At 41.8% G+C, this 17,952-nt stretch carries 18 protein-coding genes; 3 read left to right on the top strand and 15 right to left on the bottom strand.

What is annotated here, in order from left to right:
* Window positions 1–242: 242 nt before the first annotated feature.
* Window positions 243–1,640, bottom strand: a complete 1,398-nt coding sequence (locus TY49_RS05080; protein WP_041964824.1) for a Na+/H+ antiporter NhaC family protein — start codon at window positions 1,638–1,640, stop codon at window positions 243–245.
* Window positions 1,641–2,048: 408 nt separating this feature from the next.
* Window positions 2,049–3,623: a peptide chain release factor 3 gene (locus TY49_RS05075; protein WP_305066890.1), complete on the bottom strand. Its 1,575-nt coding sequence runs from the start codon at window positions 3,621–3,623 to the stop codon at window positions 2,049–2,051.
* Window positions 3,624–3,980: 357 nt separating this feature from the next.
* On the opposite strand from TY49_RS05075, the gene TY49_RS05070 reads away from it, so the two are divergent.
* A complete protein-coding gene (locus TY49_RS05070; protein ID WP_041964822.1) occupies window positions 3,981–4,850 on the top strand; it encodes a metal-dependent hydrolase in 870 nt (289 codons plus the stop codon).
* A gap of 97 nt (window positions 4,851–4,947) precedes the next feature.
* On the opposite strand, the gene TY49_RS05065 is transcribed toward TY49_RS05070, so the two are convergent.
* The 5 genes from TY49_RS05065 to treP all read right to left on the bottom strand — a co-directional run bounded on the left by TY49_RS05065 (window position 4,948) and on the right by treP (window position 10,537).
* Entirely contained in the window at window positions 4,948–5,160 is a 213-nt protein-coding gene (locus TY49_RS05065; protein ID WP_041964821.1) for a hypothetical protein, read from the bottom strand.
* A gap of 235 nt (window positions 5,161–5,395) precedes the next feature.
* Window positions 5,396–6,577, bottom strand: coding sequence for a serine-tRNA(Ala) deacylase AlaX (locus TY49_RS05060; RefSeq protein ID WP_041964820.1), 1,182 nt, complete (start codon window positions 6,575–6,577; stop codon window positions 5,396–5,398).
* Window positions 6,578–6,721: 144 nt separating this feature from the next.
* Window positions 6,722–7,132 (bottom strand): YugN family protein, encoded by a 411-nt coding sequence (locus TY49_RS05055; RefSeq protein ID WP_041964819.1) that lies wholly within the window; start codon window positions 7,130–7,132, stop codon window positions 6,722–6,724.
* A gap of 270 nt (window positions 7,133–7,402) precedes the next feature.
* The gene (gene treC, locus TY49_RS05050) at window positions 7,403–9,088 is read right to left on the bottom strand and encodes an alpha,alpha-phosphotrehalase (protein WP_041964818.1); all 1,686 of its coding nucleotides are present in this window, start codon (window positions 9,086–9,088) and stop codon (window positions 7,403–7,405) included.
* Window positions 9,089–9,130: 42 nt separating this feature from the next.
* The gene (treP, locus tag TY49_RS05045; RefSeq protein WP_041964817.1) at window positions 9,131–10,537 is read right to left on the bottom strand and encodes a PTS system trehalose-specific EIIBC component; all 1,407 of its coding nucleotides are present in this window, start codon (window positions 10,535–10,537) and stop codon (window positions 9,131–9,133) included.
* 288 nt (window positions 10,538–10,825) lie between these two features.
* Between treP and TY49_RS05040 the strand changes: the two genes are divergently transcribed.
* Both TY49_RS05040 and TY49_RS05035 read left to right on the top strand, forming a co-directional pair.
* A complete protein-coding gene (locus TY49_RS05040; protein ID WP_041964816.1) occupies window positions 10,826–11,278 on the top strand; it encodes a YkvA family protein in 453 nt (150 codons plus the stop codon).
* A 188-nt stretch (window positions 11,279–11,466) separates the two neighbouring features.
* On the top strand, window positions 11,467–11,703 hold the full coding sequence (locus TY49_RS05035) for a hypothetical protein (protein WP_041964815.1): 237 nt from the start codon (window positions 11,467–11,469) through the stop codon (window positions 11,701–11,703).
* A 43-nt stretch (window positions 11,704–11,746) separates the two neighbouring features.
* Here TY49_RS05035 and TY49_RS05030 read toward each other — a convergent pair whose 3' ends face one another.
* The 8 genes from TY49_RS05030 to TY49_RS05005 form a co-directional block, all read right to left on the bottom strand.
* On the bottom strand, window positions 11,747–12,616 hold the full coding sequence (locus TY49_RS05030) for a carbohydrate ABC transporter permease (protein WP_041964814.1): 870 nt from the start codon (window positions 12,614–12,616) through the stop codon (window positions 11,747–11,749).
* On the bottom strand, window positions 12,613–13,608 hold the full coding sequence (locus tag TY49_RS05025) for a carbohydrate ABC transporter permease (protein ID WP_041964813.1): 996 nt from the start codon (window positions 13,606–13,608) through the stop codon (window positions 12,613–12,615). Before TY49_RS05025 ends, TY49_RS05030 begins: the two co-directional genes overlap by 4 nt.
* Window positions 13,609–13,899: 291 nt before the next feature.
* Window positions 13,900–15,195, bottom strand: a complete 1,296-nt coding sequence (locus TY49_RS05020; RefSeq protein WP_041964812.1) for an ABC transporter substrate-binding protein — start codon at window positions 15,193–15,195, stop codon at window positions 13,900–13,902.
* Window positions 15,196–15,477: 282 nt separating this feature from the next.
* Window positions 15,478–16,095 (bottom strand): hypothetical protein, encoded by a 618-nt coding sequence (locus TY49_RS05015; RefSeq protein ID WP_041964811.1) that lies wholly within the window; start codon window positions 16,093–16,095, stop codon window positions 15,478–15,480.
* On the bottom strand, window positions 16,079–16,606 hold the full coding sequence (locus TY49_RS05010; RefSeq protein WP_041964810.1) for an RNA polymerase sigma factor: 528 nt from the start codon (window positions 16,604–16,606) through the stop codon (window positions 16,079–16,081). The genes TY49_RS05015 and TY49_RS05010 overlap by 17 nt, the downstream gene beginning before the upstream one ends.
* Before the next feature lie 252 nt (window positions 16,607–16,858).
* The gene (locus tag TY49_RS24145; protein WP_084135382.1) at window positions 16,859–16,990 is read right to left on the bottom strand and encodes a YjcZ family sporulation protein; all 132 of its coding nucleotides are present in this window, start codon (window positions 16,988–16,990) and stop codon (window positions 16,859–16,861) included.
* 36 nt (window positions 16,991–17,026) lie between these two features.
* The gene (locus tag TY49_RS24140) at window positions 17,027–17,125 is read right to left on the bottom strand and encodes a YjcZ family sporulation protein (RefSeq protein WP_023615168.1); all 99 of its coding nucleotides are present in this window, start codon (window positions 17,123–17,125) and stop codon (window positions 17,027–17,029) included.
* Between the two features lie 200 nt (window positions 17,126–17,325).
* The gene (locus TY49_RS05005) at window positions 17,326–17,688 is read right to left on the bottom strand and encodes a hypothetical protein (RefSeq protein ID WP_041964809.1); all 363 of its coding nucleotides are present in this window, start codon (window positions 17,686–17,688) and stop codon (window positions 17,326–17,328) included.
* Between the last annotated feature and the right edge of the window lie 264 nt (window positions 17,689–17,952).

Genomic DNA, 17,952 nt, shown 5'->3' with positions numbered 1-17,952 from the left:
AAAAATCAGGTTTATGTTACCGGTTTGGCTACCATCCTCCCAGTTTGGGCACAAAAATCAGTTTTATGTTACCGGTTTGACTGCCATCCTCCCAGTTCGGGCACATAAGTCCGGTTATGTTACCGGTTTGACTGTCATCCTCCCAGTTCGGGCACATAAGTCCGGTTATGTTACCGGTTTGGCTACTTTCCCCTGAGTTCGTGACATAATCATCATTTATAAAACACAAAAAAAGCGGCAGCTTATGCCACCGCATTTTTCCCTGTCTTCGATAAGGTTATTCCTGTAAAACCTGCTGCCAGTGTCAGTAGGGGTGACAGCAGGCAAAAGAATGCAAATGGAACATAATCCATCGTGCTGACTCCAAGGACGCTGCTAAGGAAAACACCGCACACGCTCCAGGGAACAAGTGGATTAAGTACTGTCCCCGCATCCTCCAGAACACGAGAAAGATTTTTCGGATGCAGCCCAGCTTTTTCGAAGTGGCCCGCAAATGTATTGCCTGTAATAAGGATCGAAAGATATTGCTCACCGATCAAAAAGTTAATCCCAATCGCAGATAAAGCTGTTGATCCAACGAGAACTGGCACCTTTTCTAGACCGCTGGCAAGCCCTCGTAATAAAGCCGGAAGAACACCAAGCTTGAATAACAACCCGCCCATGCTTAAAGCAAGGAGTACAAGCGAGACTGAGAAATACATGCTCTCAAGGCCACCGCGGCTCAGCAGGGAATCCAGCTGTTCGTTGCCACTCTCAGAAACATAGCCTGAGTATAAAATCCCCGGAAGTCCGCCCCATTCATTTTGCGGGACAACCATCATACTGATGATCATCGCTGAAAGGGTTCCTGCTCCTAGTGTCAAAATTGAAGACACTTTCCTCACTGCAAGTATCGCAATGATAGCCAGTGGAATGAGTGAGTACCAGTTTACAAGATTCGTCTCCAAAAGAGTATCCTGCAAGCTCCCAAGCTTTGTGAAGTCTGCTGAACCCAGTTCTGGCGACAAGGCAGCAAACATTACAAGTGAAATGAAGAACGCAGGTATCGTCGTCCAGCTCATGTTTTTGATATGCTCAAAAAGATCTACTTTTACAGTAGCAGACGCTAAAACGGTTGTATCCGATAACGGTGACATTTTATCACCAAGGAATGCGCCTGATACCACCGCACCAGCCGTGATAGCCAATGAGAATCCCAAACTTTCACTAACCGCCATGAACGCTACCCCAATCACAGCTGAGGTAGTCAATGAACTGCCAATACTTAACCCAATAACAGATGTGACGATAAAGACAATCGCATAAAACCACTTTCCAGTCACTAAATCAAATGCGATATATATCAAAGTAGGAATGGTACCGGCAGCAATCCAGCTGCTTACCAGCATCCCAATAAAGAAAAATATCATTACAGCTCCCAGGCCCGCCTTAGCACCTTCAACCATACTTTGTTCAAGCTCAGCCATCTTAATTTTTCTCAACAATCCATAAATGATCAATGACCCGATCCCCATCAGGACCGGAATGTGCGGCATTAATTCTAGTTTTATCATGCCATAACCGATTCCAGCCAGAAGCAATAATATAACAGCGGCTGCCTCGGAAGTTTTCAATGATATTGATTGGCTTTGGTTTAACATGATGATTCCCCCAATTAGAAGTAAAATACAAAAAGCTCTACTAAGTCTAGGGACGAAGGAGCTCCGCGGTACCACCCTAATTGGCAAACAATAATATCTGCCCACTTCATTAACAGTGCCTTTTTGCGACAGGTGTAATTCAAATCAGCCATTGCCTGGATTTTCAGCAACCATCCAGTTTCTTTGTGCTGCTCATGGGGATTCTACTAATATCTGTCGGCACCTCACACTTAACTTTTGCACTTAAACGCTTTTATGCATAAAAGCGATATAGAATAATACTAATATAGTATCTGATATTGAAAATGTCAATAGATTGAACTAAATAAAGTTAAATCTGTGACCGGGGAGCTCTGTACTTTTATCAATATATAAAGAGCCGGCATTCAACAATGCCGGCTCAACTTATTATGAAGCATCCATAGGATTATAAAGTTTTACTTCTGGATTCTTGTCCTGGAACCACCTTAAGGCAAATTCATTCTCGAATAAGAATACTTTTTTGTCATAGCGGTCAGTGACTAGCAGGCTCCTCGAGCTGGAAAGGTTTTCGTTCACATCGTCGCCTTCAATCCAGCGGGCAATCTTGGATCCCTGTCTTTCCATCAGAACCTCTACGTTATATTCGTTGCGCATCCTTGCTTCGAATACTTCGAATTGGAGCTGTCCGACAGCACCAAGAAGGTACTCTTCCGTCTTCAATGTCTTGAATAGCTGGATTGCTCCTTCTTGGACAAGCTGCTGGATTCCTTTATGGAAATGTTTTTGCTTCATGACGTTCTTTGCTGAAACCCTTACGAAAAGTTCTGGTGTGAACTGGGGAAGCTTTTCATACAGGAATCCTTCCTTGCCAGAAACAATTGTATCACCAATCTGGTATGTGCCCGGGTCGTATAGCCCGATGATGTCACCTGCTACAGCCTCCTCAACAGTACTGCGATCATCAGCCATGAACTGTGTAGATTGCGCAAGCTTCATTGATTTTCCTGTACGGCTAAGCTGGACGGTCATTCCTCGCTCAAACTTGCCCGAGCAGATGCGCAGGAAGGCAATTCTGTCACGATGAGCCGGATTCATGTTTGCCTGGATTTTAAAGATAAAGCCAGAAAATTCCTCTGATTGTGGATCAATTTCTCCTGCTGTCGAATTCCTTGGCTGTGGTTCTGGCGCAAATTGCAGATAAGAATCAAGGAATGTCTGGACACCGAAAGTCGTCAAGGCGCTTCCGAAAAATACAGGTATCAATGTTCCATCGGCAATCCGTTCTTTTGAAAATTCATTTCCCGCTTCATCTAGCAGCATGATTTCTTCTAAAGTCTGGTCATATAAAGAAGACTCTTTCAGAGAATGTTCACCCACAATTTCTCCTTCTTCGTTCAACTGAACAAAGCGTTTGTCCTCATCTACACGGAACTGTTCAATCCTGTTGTTGAATCGGTCATAGATCCCAAGGAACTCTTTGCCCATGCCAATCGGCCAGTTCATTGGATAAGATTCAATTCCAAGCACTTCTTCCAATTCAGCTAGCAGCTCAAGAGGTGCTTTTCCCTGGCGATCAAGCTTGTTGATAAAGGTAAAGATCGGAATCCCTCTCATACGGCATACTTTGAAAAGCTTGAGAGTCTGGTCCTCGATACCCTTTGCTGAGTCTATGATCATCACGGCGCTGTCGACCGCAGTTAACGTTCTATAGGTGTCCTCAGAGAAATCCTGGTGGCCTGGTGTGTCAAGGATGTTGACCTTGAAGCCATCATAATCAAATTGCATGACACTGGAGGTCACGGAGATTCCACGCTGCTTCTCGATTTCCATCCAGTCACTTGTCGCAAATTTTCCAGTCTTCTTCGCTTTTACCGTACCAGCATCACGAATTGCGCCACCGAACAGCAATAGCTTTTCCGTAAGCGTCGTTTTCCCGGCATCCGGGTGGGAAATAATCGCAAATGTTCTTCGCGATTGTACTTCATCTTTTAATTTTTTCATCATTAAATGTTTCCTTTCTGTTTAAAGGCAAAATTCTTCATAGAAAAGCGCAAGCGCCTTGGTCAGCCCCGACAAGCGTTGCCCGCCTATAACGCCACGTCCTGTGGCTGGCGGGTCTAGCACATCGTGTGCCTCGGAGGGCCGACCATTGAAGTCGCTTTTTGACTTCATTGGGCGGACCGAAACGTCTCGAGGGGCTAGGCGCTGGAGCTGGCAATTCTCGAGTTGAAAAATCCATTCTTTTTCACTATAAATTTAATCTTATCTTTCTGGCGTTAAGTTTGCAATCCTGCAGATACATATCAGAACTTTTAAATATTTTCCTTTAACGTTTATAATAACTTCAGGAGGTGCAGCATGGATTCAGTTACACATACACTTTTCGGTTTAGCCTTATATGGTGCCGTTGATAAAAAACATATGAAAAAATCGCAGAAGCGTGCTTATTTACTAACCGCGGTCGGCGCAAGCCAGATCCCGGACATCGATGTCATTTCACAACTCTGGGATAATGAAGGGCTTTACCAGATGTGGCACCGAGGCATCACCCACTCAATTTTCCTGACACCGTTGTGGGCCGCTTTATTTATTCTACTATCTTTCCTTCTATTTAAAGTAAAAGATGTAAAACTTTTTTTCCTTGGATGGGTGGCAGTCATCATCCATAATACAAGTGATTTATTCAACGCCTGGGGAACTGGCTATCTCGAACCATTTTCCAATATGAGAATCACCTTTGGGACAATCCCCATCATTGATTTCGTTTTCTGGGTGATTCTCGGAACAGCGTTTATTGCGTCAAAATTCAATAAAATAAAAAGCCCATCCTACTTTAAACTTGCATGGGTCTTTATCGCTCTGCATGTCATTATCCAAAGTGTCCAGGGCTGGATGCTATATAATCAATATGAGGATGATTATGAACAGATTGCACTTTCTGCCGGCTTCATTCCTTGGACATATACAGTAATCGCGAAAAGCGATAGTGAAGTGAATATCTTCCAGGATAATCTCTTCTCCGAAAGAAAGCTCCAATATGAACTTACTTCCGCAGAGGATACAGATCTCAATGGTTTATTTACTGAAAAACCTGAAGCTAAGACGCTTTCTGAATGGTCACCCTTTGTAGTGATCGTCGACGATGGAGATAGAATAGGAGTCTACGATCCACGCTTTTACCGAAACGGACAATCCTTCCTCTTCGAATACATTGATAAAACTCAATGAGGAAGAAAAGCGCAAGCGCTGACAATTATGTGTAGTTATTTTCCACACAAGCAAAAAGAGCAGCCAAAGGTTTAATCTGGCTGCTCTTGCTTATCCATTACATCTTCGTTGCTATATCATCCATCATTTCATCTATTGTGACAGTAACCTCATTCGTTTTCCTTGCTACAGCAATCGTGAATTCCAATAACTCTTTATATTTTTCTACCGGAATCATTGAATTCATCTTCTCGTATTCATTCACTTTAAGACCGAGATTTTGCAGGATCATGATTGCCTCTTCTACAGATCCTCTTTCAACTTCAAACATTCTGATTCCCCCTATTTCTCTGGTTGAATTCCATTATGAGGGAGTTAAACCTATTTTAAAATGGTAAAACTTTCATTAATAACCAATCATTCTGTAAAAATTAGGTATAAAGTCGGTCTATTTTTACTCTGCTTGTTTATAGCCATCAAATGTACAGTTTATTCGATGAAATCACCACTTAAGAACTAGAACTTTTTACCTTGAAATAGTCTTGATTCTTCATTTCCTCTTTGAATTATTGGATAATTCCGGTAACCTTCTGCATAAATTCCTCACCTGTCATCCATTTGCCCCCACCTTGTACAAGAGTATCGTTACCTCCACCCTTGCCATCAATTATGGAAAGTGCCCTTTGTGATAATCCCTTCAAGTCGCCTTCTGTTTTCTTACCTTTTGCAAAGACGAATTGCAGCTTTTCCTCATTTTCAGACGCAAGCAAGAATATCTTATCTTCAGCAGTTGAAACGAGCAGCCTGGCCAGTTTTTGAAGTTCCTGAATACTCCTGTTCTGAAATACGGTGCTGACCATATCATTCTTTCCTGATTCAATAATCTCGTTTGCTTCAAATTTTAATAATTGATCCTTCATTTCCTCAATTGTTTTTTCAAGATCTTTATTTTGGGCAAGAAGTCTAATTACTGTTGAACTCATATCCTGTTCTGGTGCATTGAGCAGGGCTGTGAGCTCCTTGATGACCTCATGCTTTTGGCCAAGCTTGTTCAGCACCCTTTTGCCACAAACAAACTCAACACGCACCCTTTTCTTTTGCATTTCCCATCCCAGGATTTTCAATGATCCGATTTCGGCAGTGCTGTTTGGATGTGTGCCACCACAGCCATTGTAGTCAAAATCTGGTATTATGACGAGCCTGATGTTATTAGATACGGATAATTCTTTCCTGAGTCTGTATTGCTTCAGTTCCTCTTCATCGACCCATTTAGTGACGATTGGGCGGTTTTTGAGAATCACCTGATTAGCTAGCTCTTCCACCTTTGCGGCCTCATCTGCTGAAAGATTTTCTGTATCCAAGTCTATTGTCAGTGTATCTTTACCAAGATGGAAACTGACCGTTTTATATCCATACAAATCCTCGAACGAAGCGGAAAGAATATGCTGTCCAGCATGCTGCTGCATATGGTCAAATCGGCGATCCCATTCAATTGCCCCTTCAACAGGATTTCCTTCCGCCAATTTTCCCTTTATATAATGGCGGATTTCCCCATCAACTTCCTCAACATCCACTACTTCAACGCCATTTAAGAATCCGGTATCGAATGGCTGACCACCACCTGTCGGGTAAAAAGCTGTCTGAGAAAGGATTGCGTATATCCTCCCAGATTCGTCTTCTTTTTGCGTAATCAGCTCCGCAGAGAATTTTTTTATGTATGCATCGTGATAATATAATTTGTTTTCCATGGCAATCTTCACACTCCGAAATAAAACTTATGCTAACCAGTATAGCATTTTTTCCATAGTAAGTAGACGTATCAGGATACCGAAAAACAGGCCAAATCTAAATAAAAACAGCTTCCTGGATACTGGGAAGCTGTTGGTGTTTTACTATAACGTTCCTAAGGCCTGTTCTGCCCTGTTGATCAGTGTCTTTCCTTCTTCTACCAGTCCCTTAGGAAATGGAGCATCCTTGTCTTCAGGGGATTTAAATTGGTTTAAAGAACCGGTCAGTGCCCCGATGTTCCCCTCGTCATCAACTGCTGTCTGAAATTGATGATCAAGCAGGAATGGCGTCCCAATCTGGACGAATGTGCCATCATCATCCAATGGACCACCAGTCGACTTGAAGGGAATACGTACATACTGCCGGTCCCCATGGTCGTCGTTCATCTTGTAATCGATATATGCATGGTCATATTCCCACTGACCGTTAACATTGAATCCCAGCGGGCCGAGCTTTTGCTTCAATTCACCGACAGTGAGCTCTTTTCCATCTATATTAGATTGGATTGGAATCATAGTGAAAACCTCATTTCGTAAAGGATTAGTTATATTAACTTTTTCCACCACGACAAGGTCATCAAACATCCAGCAGCACACTGGTAAAAATATTAAAAGAGTTCTAATCACTACGATTTTAATGATAATCACTACGTTTAGCCGTATAATCACTACGAAATATAACACAATCACTATGTTTTAAGCCATAATTACTACTATATCATTGACTATCACTACTTTTTACAAATATAGTAAAAAAGTGGAGACCCCCAGGGTCTTCACTTTTTCTTACTTCGTTAAATGATAAACAATTGATTCATATGGCCTCAGATTGATTGCTGATATATCTGAAGTAGAATCTTCATAATTAGAAAGCAGAATTTCTGCTTGATAGCCATCAGCATCTACCGAATCAGGCAATTCAAAGATAGTATCTTTTCCATAAAAGTTATTTACGACTAGAAGTTTTTCATTCTGCCCGTTCCTGACATATGCAAATATGTCAGGATGTTCTTCTAGGAGGAGCTGGTAATCACCATAGGTGATAATGTCATACTGTTTTCTCAGTTGAATCAACGTTTTATAGTGATAGAACACTGAATTTTTATCAGCGAGCGCATTTTCAACATTCACAGTTTGATAATTTCTGGCAACATCTATCCATGGAGTGCCGCTTGTAAAACCTGCATGTTTCTCGTCATTCCAGTGGACAGGTGTTCTAGAGTTATCTCTCGACTTACTTTGCAGTATCTTCAGGATTTCCTCTTTGGACATACCTTCGCCCATTTTGATTTTATAAATATTCAAGGATTCAACATCACGATAATCCTCGATTCTTTCAAAATATGGATTGGTCATGCCGATTTCTTCACCCTGATAAATATAAGGCGTTCCCTGCATCATATGGACTGCCGTACCAAGCATTTTCGCCGATTCGCGGTGGTATTGACCATCATTGCCATATCGCGACACAACTCTCGGCTGGTCATGGTTGCACCAGAACAATGCGTTCCAACCGCCACCCTTATGCATTTCAACCTGCCATAAAGATAAAATCCGTTTAAGGGCAAGAAAATCAAAATCCACAAGAGTCCATTTGTCACCATTTTCATAGTCGACCTTTAAATGATGAAAGTTAAATGTCATGCTCAGTTCGTTTCGATCCGGATTTGAGTATTTGATGCAGTTTTCGATAGTCGTGGAAGACATCTCGCCGACCGTCATGCTGTCATATTTGGAAAGAACCTCAGAATTCATTTCCTGCAAATACTGGTGTACTTTTGGTCCATCGGTGTAGAATTTCCGGCCATCGCCCGGTGGTACAGAACCATCATCATCTGGAAAATCCTGATCCTTTGAAATCAGGTTGATTACATCAAGCCTGAAGCCATCTATACCTTTCTTGAACCAATAATGCATCATCTCGTATACATCATTTCGGAGCTGTTCATTTTCCCAATTCAGATCAGCCTGGGTGACATCGAACAAATGAAGGTAATATTGGCCTGTAGCCCCATCGTACTCCCAGGCATTCCCGCCGAATTTTGATTCCCAATTGGTGGGGGCACTACCGTCTTCCCTCGGGTCTTTCCATATATAATAGTTTCGGTAACGGCTATCCTTTGATTTCAGGGCATCCTGGAACCACTCATGCTCAATTGATGAGTGGTTCACGACCAAATCCATGATAATTTTGATTCCGCGCGAATGTGCTTCCTCAAGCAGACGGTCGAAGTCTTCCATCGTCCCGTATTCTTTATATATTTGATAATAATCTCTGATATCGTAGCCATTATCCCGCTGAGGTGAATCATAGACCGGCGTCAGCCAAATTATGTCCACTCCCAGCTCTTTCAAATAATCAAGCTTGGCGATAATCCCCTGCAGGTCGCCTGTTCCATTGCCAGTTGTATCATAAAAACTCTTTGGATAGATTTGATAGACAACGGACTTTTTCCACCATGGTTCAGTCATAATAAACCTCCACCTCCATCAGGATTCACTCTCTAGTTATGATTACGCCTCTTTTTTCTTTCTTGTTTTTGCCATAATGAATGTCAGTACGAATGGTACGACAAGCGCGATTCCCATCCCGATGAAGAAGACACCCCAGAACTCAGTAAAGATTGACAGGAATGCAGGCAATCCGCCGACACCAATTGAAGGCGCCATTACCCCTCGAAGGGTGATGACAATACCCGCAATTGCAGACCCAATAATCGCAGAGATAAATGGGTATTTGTATCTAAGGTTTACTCCGAACATAGCCGGTTCAGTAATTCCAAGCCAAGCAGAAATGGCTGATGTCAGTGATAAACCTTTCAGTTTTTCATTGTCCTTCTCTGCAAACATCATGGCGAATGCAGCTGAACCTTGTGCGATATTAGATAAAGCGACCATCGGCCATAAGAATGTACCGCCGATTGTACCGATCAATTGCAGGTCCACCGCTAAGAATGTATGGTGCATACCTGTGATAACGAGCGGTGCATAAAGGCCGCCATAAATCAATCCGCCAATAGCAGGCACTGCATCAAAAATTCCGACAACACCGTCAGTGATCAAGTTCCCAATTGCAAAAGTAATTGGTCCGATCACGATGAAAGATAGGAAACCTGTTAACAATAGAGCTATTGGTGCAACGGTCAACAGCTGGAAGGCATCAGGAATCCGCTTTCGTAAGAAAATTTCCATTTTCGCGAGGACATAGGAAGCTAACAATACCGGCAATACCTGACCTTGATAGCCTACTTTCTCAACTGTCAGTCCAAACAAATTCCATGTAGGAATTTCTTTTGCTGCCCCGTAACCCCATGCGTTCAACAAATCCGGGTGCACAAGCATGAGTCCCAGAACAATACCAAGAAGCGGGCTTCCTCCGAATTTATTAACCGCACTCCATCCAATCAAACCTGGCAAGAATACAAATGCTGTATTTGCAATTAAATTAATGATGCTGGCAAAATCGGCCCAGCCGGTATAAACGTCAATAAATGCCTGCCCTTCAAAAAAGATGTCCTTTCCGGTCAGGATATTATTAATCCCCATTAACAAACCAGCAGTAACAATCGCCGGCAGGATAGGAATGAAGATATCTGCTAGCGTCTTGATTGCCCTTTGAAGAGGATTCAAATTTTGGGCTGCAGCATCTTTTATTTCTTCTTTTGAAGCTTCTCCAATTCCGGTAATCGCAACCATTTCTGCGTATACCTTGTCAACAAGCCCCTGTCCAATAACCACCTGGTATTGACCATTTGCGGAAAAAGATCCTTTTACAAGATCATTATTCTCCAGTTTTTCCTTATCCACTTTTCCTTCATCCTTCAAGGCAAAGCGAAGCCTTGTAACACAGTGGGTGGCAGCGGCAATATTTTCTTTGCCTCCAACAGCTTCAACAATTTGTTCAACTGCTTGTCGATCCATAATTACTCTCCTCCTGTTAACGTTTTCATTAACTATAAAAAAAGATTGCTATCAACCCGAAAAACTTGTATATACATGTTGTTTACGTTTTCATTTTACTTGTATATACATGAATAGTCAACTATTTTTAATCCTCCTTTAAAATTCCCAAAACTATTGATTTCAAACAGTGTTTAACTTGCGTTGGTTGTCAGGGCAAAAATTTACCAGTTGCTAGAGATGTTTTGTTAAAAGCCGTGATAGGGTAAAAATAAAAGATAAGGAACTTTTGCAGGAAGGGTGTTGGGAATGTTAGGCACAAAGAAACTTGAAGAAGGGTATAAAAAGTTTGAATCCAAAGCAAAAGAATATATAAAGAAACCTGAGAAAACTGATGTTTTATTGAAGGATGCCGGCAAAAAGGCGGATGATCATAAAGGGTCACTTGCGGAGATTTGGGACAATCTGCAGCTGCTATTTGATTTAGTTGGTGCCTGGCGCCGAGGAGAATACCGAAAAATCCCGACAAAATCCATCGTGACCATCATCGCTTCGATTATTTATTTCGTTTCTCCCATCGATTTAATTCCAGATTTCCTCATTGGGCTCGGAATCGTCGATGACGCGGCCGTAATCGCTTTTGTTTTAAAACAAATCAGTGCTGACCTTGAAAGATTCCGCATATGGAAAGAAAGTCATTCAGCGAACAATACAATTATTGAAGAAATCCCACTCGAAAAAGATACGCAAAGCCTGAATTAGCCCGATTTTTATCGGGCTTTTTTATTGGGAAAATTCCAGTTCTTCTTCTAGTTCGAAAGTGGGCTTTTAGGGAATAAACACTTTGTCCTATTCTAATTCAATCTCCCTTTCCGTACTTTATTATAAATAGTAAATTTTTTACAACGTTTACTATTACAATGTTTTATGAAAAATAAGGGGGATGAATCATGCAAAAACTGTTCATGTTGACTTTTGTATTATTGCTTGTTTTCTCTGGTTCTGTCATTGCCTCTTCTTCACAAAATCAAAATAGAAGTGCAAGCCCAGTAGAGGATTACCGGGGTAAATCGGCAGTTAATCAAGAAGGGTATCTATGCTGGCAATGCACTAAGTATGCCTATCATAATGGTTACAGGACGTGTGTCTCTGGCGTATGGCTCACAACCTGCCCTGTCATGAATTAATAAGATCAGAAAAAGGATGCTTAATGTCAGCATCCTTTTTCTTTTATCCTTTTGTTCCCGATGAGATATTCGAGCCTTCAATAAAATATTTTTGGAAAAAGAAGAAAAGCAGAATTACTGGCAGCAGGACCGAAACCGACATTGCCATCAAATAATGCCATTGTGTCTGGACCGTGCCCTTGAAGGTCTGCAATCCAATCTGCAAGGTGTACATACTTTCATCATTGATATAGAGCAGCGGTCCTAACAGGTCGTTCCATGCACCATTAAAAGTAAAGATTGCCACTGTAATCAAAGCCGGTTTGGTCAGCGGCAGCATAATATGCCACCAGATTTGCAAATGGCCAGCACCATCAAGTACAGCAGCCTCGACAAGTTCATTCGGTATCCCCATCATGAATTGGCGAAGCAAGAATATGAAAAAAGCACTCCCTAGAAAAGCCGGAACGAGCAGCGGCAGATATGTGTTCACCCAGCCCAGCTTTGAAAACAAGATATATTGGGGAACCATCGTCACAAACCCTGGAATAAGCATAGTTGACAGCACTATCACAAAAAGGGCGTTCCTCCCCTTAAACCTGATCTTCGCAAAGCCGTATGCGACCAGAGAATTGACAAGCACGCTGCCAATCGTTCCGACTGTAGCCAGAAAGAGCGTATTTAAGGCCCAGCGTGTAAACGGCGCAGTCTGCCAGGCCTCGACATAGTTACTGAAGTTTAACTTTTCAGGAAAGAATGACGGCGGGTACTGTGCGATCTCTGCAGGTGATTTCAACGAAGTTGAAATCATCCACCATAAAGGCATTAAGATCAGCGTACTTCCGGCAAGAAGCAGCAACGTAACAAACGTGAGCCTTACATTTTCTCTGAATTTTTTAGTCTCGTAAAATTTTGGCGCTGTTGTTGAATTCATTTGCTGTCACCCCCTTCGTAATGTACCCAGCGTTTTCCAAGCTTCATATTCACCGTAGTCAAAATCATGACGATGATAAACAGAAGCCAGGCCATAGCTGAAGCATAACCCATATCAAACACTTCAAACGCATTGTTCCACATATGCAAATTATAGAATAGCAGAGAGTTTCCAGGTCCGCCGCTTCCATTCTCAGTCATTACATAAGCTTCCTGGAAGATTTGAAAAGCACCAATCGTACTTGTGATTACATCAAAAAAGATGATTGGTGAAATCATTGGCAGCGTAATATGGTAAAACTTCTGCCACGGTGATGCCCCTTCAATATCTGCGGCTTCATACATCTGAGCCGATACCCCTTGCATGATTGCCAGGTATAAAAGCATTCCCCCGCCTACACTCCACATTTTCATCAATAGCAATGCCGGCTTTGTCCATTCAGGATCAAACAGCCATGCCGGACCGTCAATCCCGATCCAGGCTAGCATCGTGTTGACCAGCCCTGTTGATGGACTCAAAAGCTGCATCCAGAGAAAATATACTGCCACACCGGATAAAACAGCCGGCAAATAATAGATTGTCCGGAAAAACTTCATTCCTTTGATCTTTTGATTCAACAGAACGGCTAGTAAAATAGCTCCCGCAGTCGTCAATGGAACCGAGAAAATAACATAATAAATAGTATTAAAAAGAGAAGTGCGGAATAAATCGTCCATCGTAAACATGCGTTTATAATTTTCCAACCCAATGAAATTCATTTTTGAAGTAATATTGTAATCTGTGAAACTTGCAGCCAGACTGAATAACAAAGGACCTAAAGTCAAACCAAGGAACCCAATGATCCAGGGAGATATAAACAAATAGCCAGCAAGATTTTCCTTCGCCTTCTTACTGAGCCCTTTGGTTCGGCCAACAGTCTCAGCCGCTTTCTGTTCCTGCATAACTTTAGATCCACCTTTTGTATGTGCTAATGTTGTATCTGAAGACTTCATGCTTACCTAAACCCCCTTGTTGCTTTTATTTAATGGCTGTTTTCGCATTGCTTTTCGAACTCATTCTCATACCGCATTCCTTTTGGATTCGGGGCCTTTTCGAGGAGACGTCCAAACATTGAATGAATTAATAATCGTAAAAACTCAGGAGCCGTTTTTTACCTTTTGATTATGAAAGCAACAAAGTTTACGAAAGGAGCCTATTTAATCGATTATTTCGAAAACTGCAGGCGTTAAATCCTAAGAAATTTTTAAAAAGAGAAGGGCGTAATGCGCCTTCTCTTTCTTTGATTATTCCTTTTTCATTTTCGCTATATCTTCTTCCGCTTCTTCCAATGCTTCTTCAGGAGAAGTTTTACCTAATAGTGCATTATCAATATGCGGGTTCAATCTGCTATGATAATCTGGGTACTCAACTGGCACCGGGAACATCTTTGTCTGCTTCAGATTTTTGACAGTAGCTTCGTAGACCATCTTATCTGGACCTTCTAGTTCATTGAGGGCTGCCTCAGCTGCTTCAATGTTCGCTACATTGTCATAGTTTTTAACCGACCAGTACTTCTGAGCCTCAACATCTGTCAGATACTTGATAAAGTCCATTGCTTCCTCTGGATGTTTCGCACCTTTCGGAATTTCAACAACGAATCCGCCGCCTTCAGCCCAGTTACCTGAACCTTCCTCGTTTGCAGGGATTGGTGCTACGCCAAAATCAACATCCTGTCCGTAGTCTCTTAATTGTGTGTAGAATGTTCCCACATCAACCCACATTGCAACTTTTTCTGCAATGAATGGATTTGCCTGTTCACTTCCGAATTCTGCCTGGAAAGCTTGTACAGTGTTTTCACCGAGGCGTTCCTTCCAATCAAGAATCCAATTAAGGGCTTCAACTTTTTTCGGTGTGTTGATTGTCAACTCTCCATCCTCAATAAAACCTTTTCCGCTATCTGCGTTTGTCATCCAGCTGGATGCCCCGACACTTCCCCATAAAGGATAGAATCCAACTCGTTCATAGTTATCGCCATTCTTAACATCTAACTTCTTTGCGTACTCTTCTAGCTCCGCCCAGGTTGCAGGCGGCTTCTCGGGATCAAGTCCCGCTTCCTTGAATGCTGTTTTATTGTAGAAAAGAAGGCGGGTGTCTGTATTGAAAGGAACAGCATAAGACTTTCCGTCATACTCGACAGTGTCCCATAAATGCGGGTGGAATTTTTGCTTGAATGAATCATCTATATATTGGCTTAAGTCCTCTACCTGCTTGTTTTCAGCACGCTGGGCAACTGTGTTGATGTCGTTCACAATGACATCTGCAGGATTACCAGCTGCCACTGAAGCAAGGTTCTTGGTCCAAATATCGCCCCATGGCAAGAAAGTATGTTTAACAAACACCTTATCCTGGGAACTGTTATAATCATCGATGATTTTTTCTATGATCGGACGGCGTGTCTCTGAACCCCAGAATGTCCAGAAATCAACTACTATTTTTCCGTCTTTCGTTTTATCAGCTTCTGCTTTGTTCTCCCCAGAGCAACCAGCCAGCAAGCCAATTAGCATGAATACTGCAATAATAAATGCTAGACCCCTCTTCATATCTTTTCCTCCTGTATATTCAAGTTGCTTAATAAGTACAAACCTACTCTTACCACTCTTCTCCACGGACTAAACATATTCTGTAAATTTTTTTAAAAACAGTGAAAGTTACAGAATAAAAAGCGCAAGGGACTCGAGCTGCTCAAAGCTAACGCTTCTCGCAAGATACTCCAGGAAGCATTCTCAAGAATGAAAACTGGCTAGGAACTGGAGCTGTATTAAGAAAACTATATAGTTTTCTACAACGAAATTAATAATTTCCAAGACAATAAAAAAACAGGTTCAAAATTGAACCTGCATTTCCATATCTTCAATCATGGCAATCACCTTGGCTGCTTTACTTGCTTCAACTTTATATACGCGTTGCTCTTTCACTCTTTTGATATATACATTTTCTTCATTAATCCATAATTTACATTGGTCAGGTTTCCTGCCCTCATAGATTAATAATAAATCAAAGGCGTTTTCCATCTTCGGTGCATTCTTTACAGTGTTTCGGCCATTGACAGTCCTGTTCATTATCTCCAGCCAACCTGGTTCATCAATGATGGAAACTCCTTTTCTTGTCAGGTTAGAGTGGAGGTTAAATTGTTCTGCTGAGTCAGATTTAGTGAGATAGGTAATGACAATTTCGCTTGATGCAAATAACTCTGCTGGATTGAGAGCAGCTAGCCCTTCCTGGGAAGGACTTTTGATTTCTGTTAGAAGGTAAGCTGCACAAACCAGTATCATCACAATTGTCAGGAGACTACCGGTCCAATTCCTTGCTATGTAGCCAATCGGCCTATCCGGCCTTCCGGTCTGGACTATTGAATTATAAGTTTTTCGTTTTTGGATTTCCGATCTTGGAATTTGGCTAAGGCTTTTGAAGCTATCTTCAAGTTCAAATGATTTCTTCAATGATTTCCCCTCTTCTCTTTAACTCTTTTTTTAAGGCAGCCATTGCCCGGGAAGTAGTGATTTTCACTTTACTTTCGCTCCAGCCAAGGATAAGTGCGGTTTCCTTAATCGAAAATTCTTTGATTTTCCTTAAAATTAAAACCTCCTGGTAGTTCAGCTTCAGTGATTTGATCCCTTTGTAAAGGAGTGAAGTCTTCTCCCCTTTTACGATGATTTCAACCGGGGATGGCTGACAGGATTCGATGACGTACTTATCCAATGAAAAAAAACGCAGCCGTCTTCTTCTTCTTAAATGGTCAATTGCAACATTTCGTGCGATTTTCACGATCCATGTGAAAATCTGCGAATCACCGTTAAACTGATGAATATGCTTGTACACTCTTAAAAAAGTTTCCTGCGTTAAATCCTCTGCGACTTCCTTCTTACCGGTCAATAACAGGAGATAGCCATAAACCTTGTCACTATATTCCTCGTAAACTTTCTGGAAACGAATGCTGTAGTGATCGCTCAAAATTCTCCCCCCCTTTTTACAGACAGTTAGACGAACAAGCACAAAAAAAGAATCGCTTTTTTTGGAATATTTTTAATTTATTTAAAAATAACAATAATTCACTCTTTTATCATCGTTCTAATTGACTAGCTCGCTGTAAAAAATGAGTACCACTTAGGAAAATCTCGAATCTTAGATTCAACCCTGCACAAAAGGAAAGAGGCTGTCAACAGTCATCATGACCCTTTGTAACAGCCTCTTTCCATGTTTTTATTAGAGATAGCATGCGCAGCCGACGATGATCAAGAGGATAAACAGCACAACGATCAAAACAAAACCGCTGCCGTATCCAGCTCCTCCTACGCCGTAACCGCCATATCCACAGCCTCCGCTGTATCCGTACATGATAAAACCTCCTAATGAAGTTTACTTATTCAAAATTTAGTAACCGAAACCCCAAGACGCTCCGATTATGATTAAAAGAATGAACAATACTACAAGCAGGGCGAAACCGCCACCATAGCCGCATCCTTCAGACATCGTAACAACCTCCTTTTTTTGTGTCCCTATATCCTATTCAGGCCGGGACATTTGTGCAATTAAACACCGAAAAAAATACTAGCCCATTTAGAAAAGCGCAAGCGTCATGTCAGCCCCGACATTTTATATAGAAAAAAATCGTGCTAATTACACGGACAAAAAAGAGGACCTTAATTGGTCCTCTTCTCCGCAGATCATGCCTATCCTATTTTTACCTGACTTTCCTGTGTTTCATTTAGAAATTCATATGTAATCAAAGGTTTGACCGGGATTTCCAGCCATCTTGATACACCATTAGTATTCACTTTTTCCATGTACACTGGCTTGCAATCTTCCAGCAAACACAACCTTAACGTCTCGAACCCGCTTAATTCCTGAACCGCTCGCTCGATTTCTTTCTTCTCTTCCGCAGTCGCAAGTACGTTCTCTTTTTTAGGCTCTAGAAGGACCACAATCAATTCCTTCCGCATCTGTTTTTCCAGCTCCATTCTTGCGAAAGCCAGTTTTTTCAGAGTCCTGTTCAACTGCCACATGCTGATCCCAGCTATTTTTTTATATATCATTTTAAATGCCTCCAGTATTCCCCCAACTCTTATTCTAAAAGACAATTCGAATAAACGTAAGATTATATTAGGGTATGGAAAAAATTCCATGGATGTTTTGTCTTAACCTCGTGTGACTTCGGACAAATTTATGAGGCGAGCCGGCGTTTTGTCCTAACATGGTGCGACTTCGGACAAAATCTTGCGATGGAACCAGTGTTTTGTCCGAACATGGAGCGACTTCGGACAAAATCTTGAGATGGAACCAGTGTTTTGTCCGAACAT

It is taken from the genome of Mesobacillus selenatarsenatis SF-1 (genome assembly GCF_000813125.1).
Taxonomy (GTDB): domain Bacteria; phylum Bacillota; class Bacilli; order Bacillales; family Cytobacillaceae; genus Mesobacillus; species Mesobacillus selenatarsenatis.
This window is presented reverse-complemented; position numbering and strand designations above follow the sequence as displayed.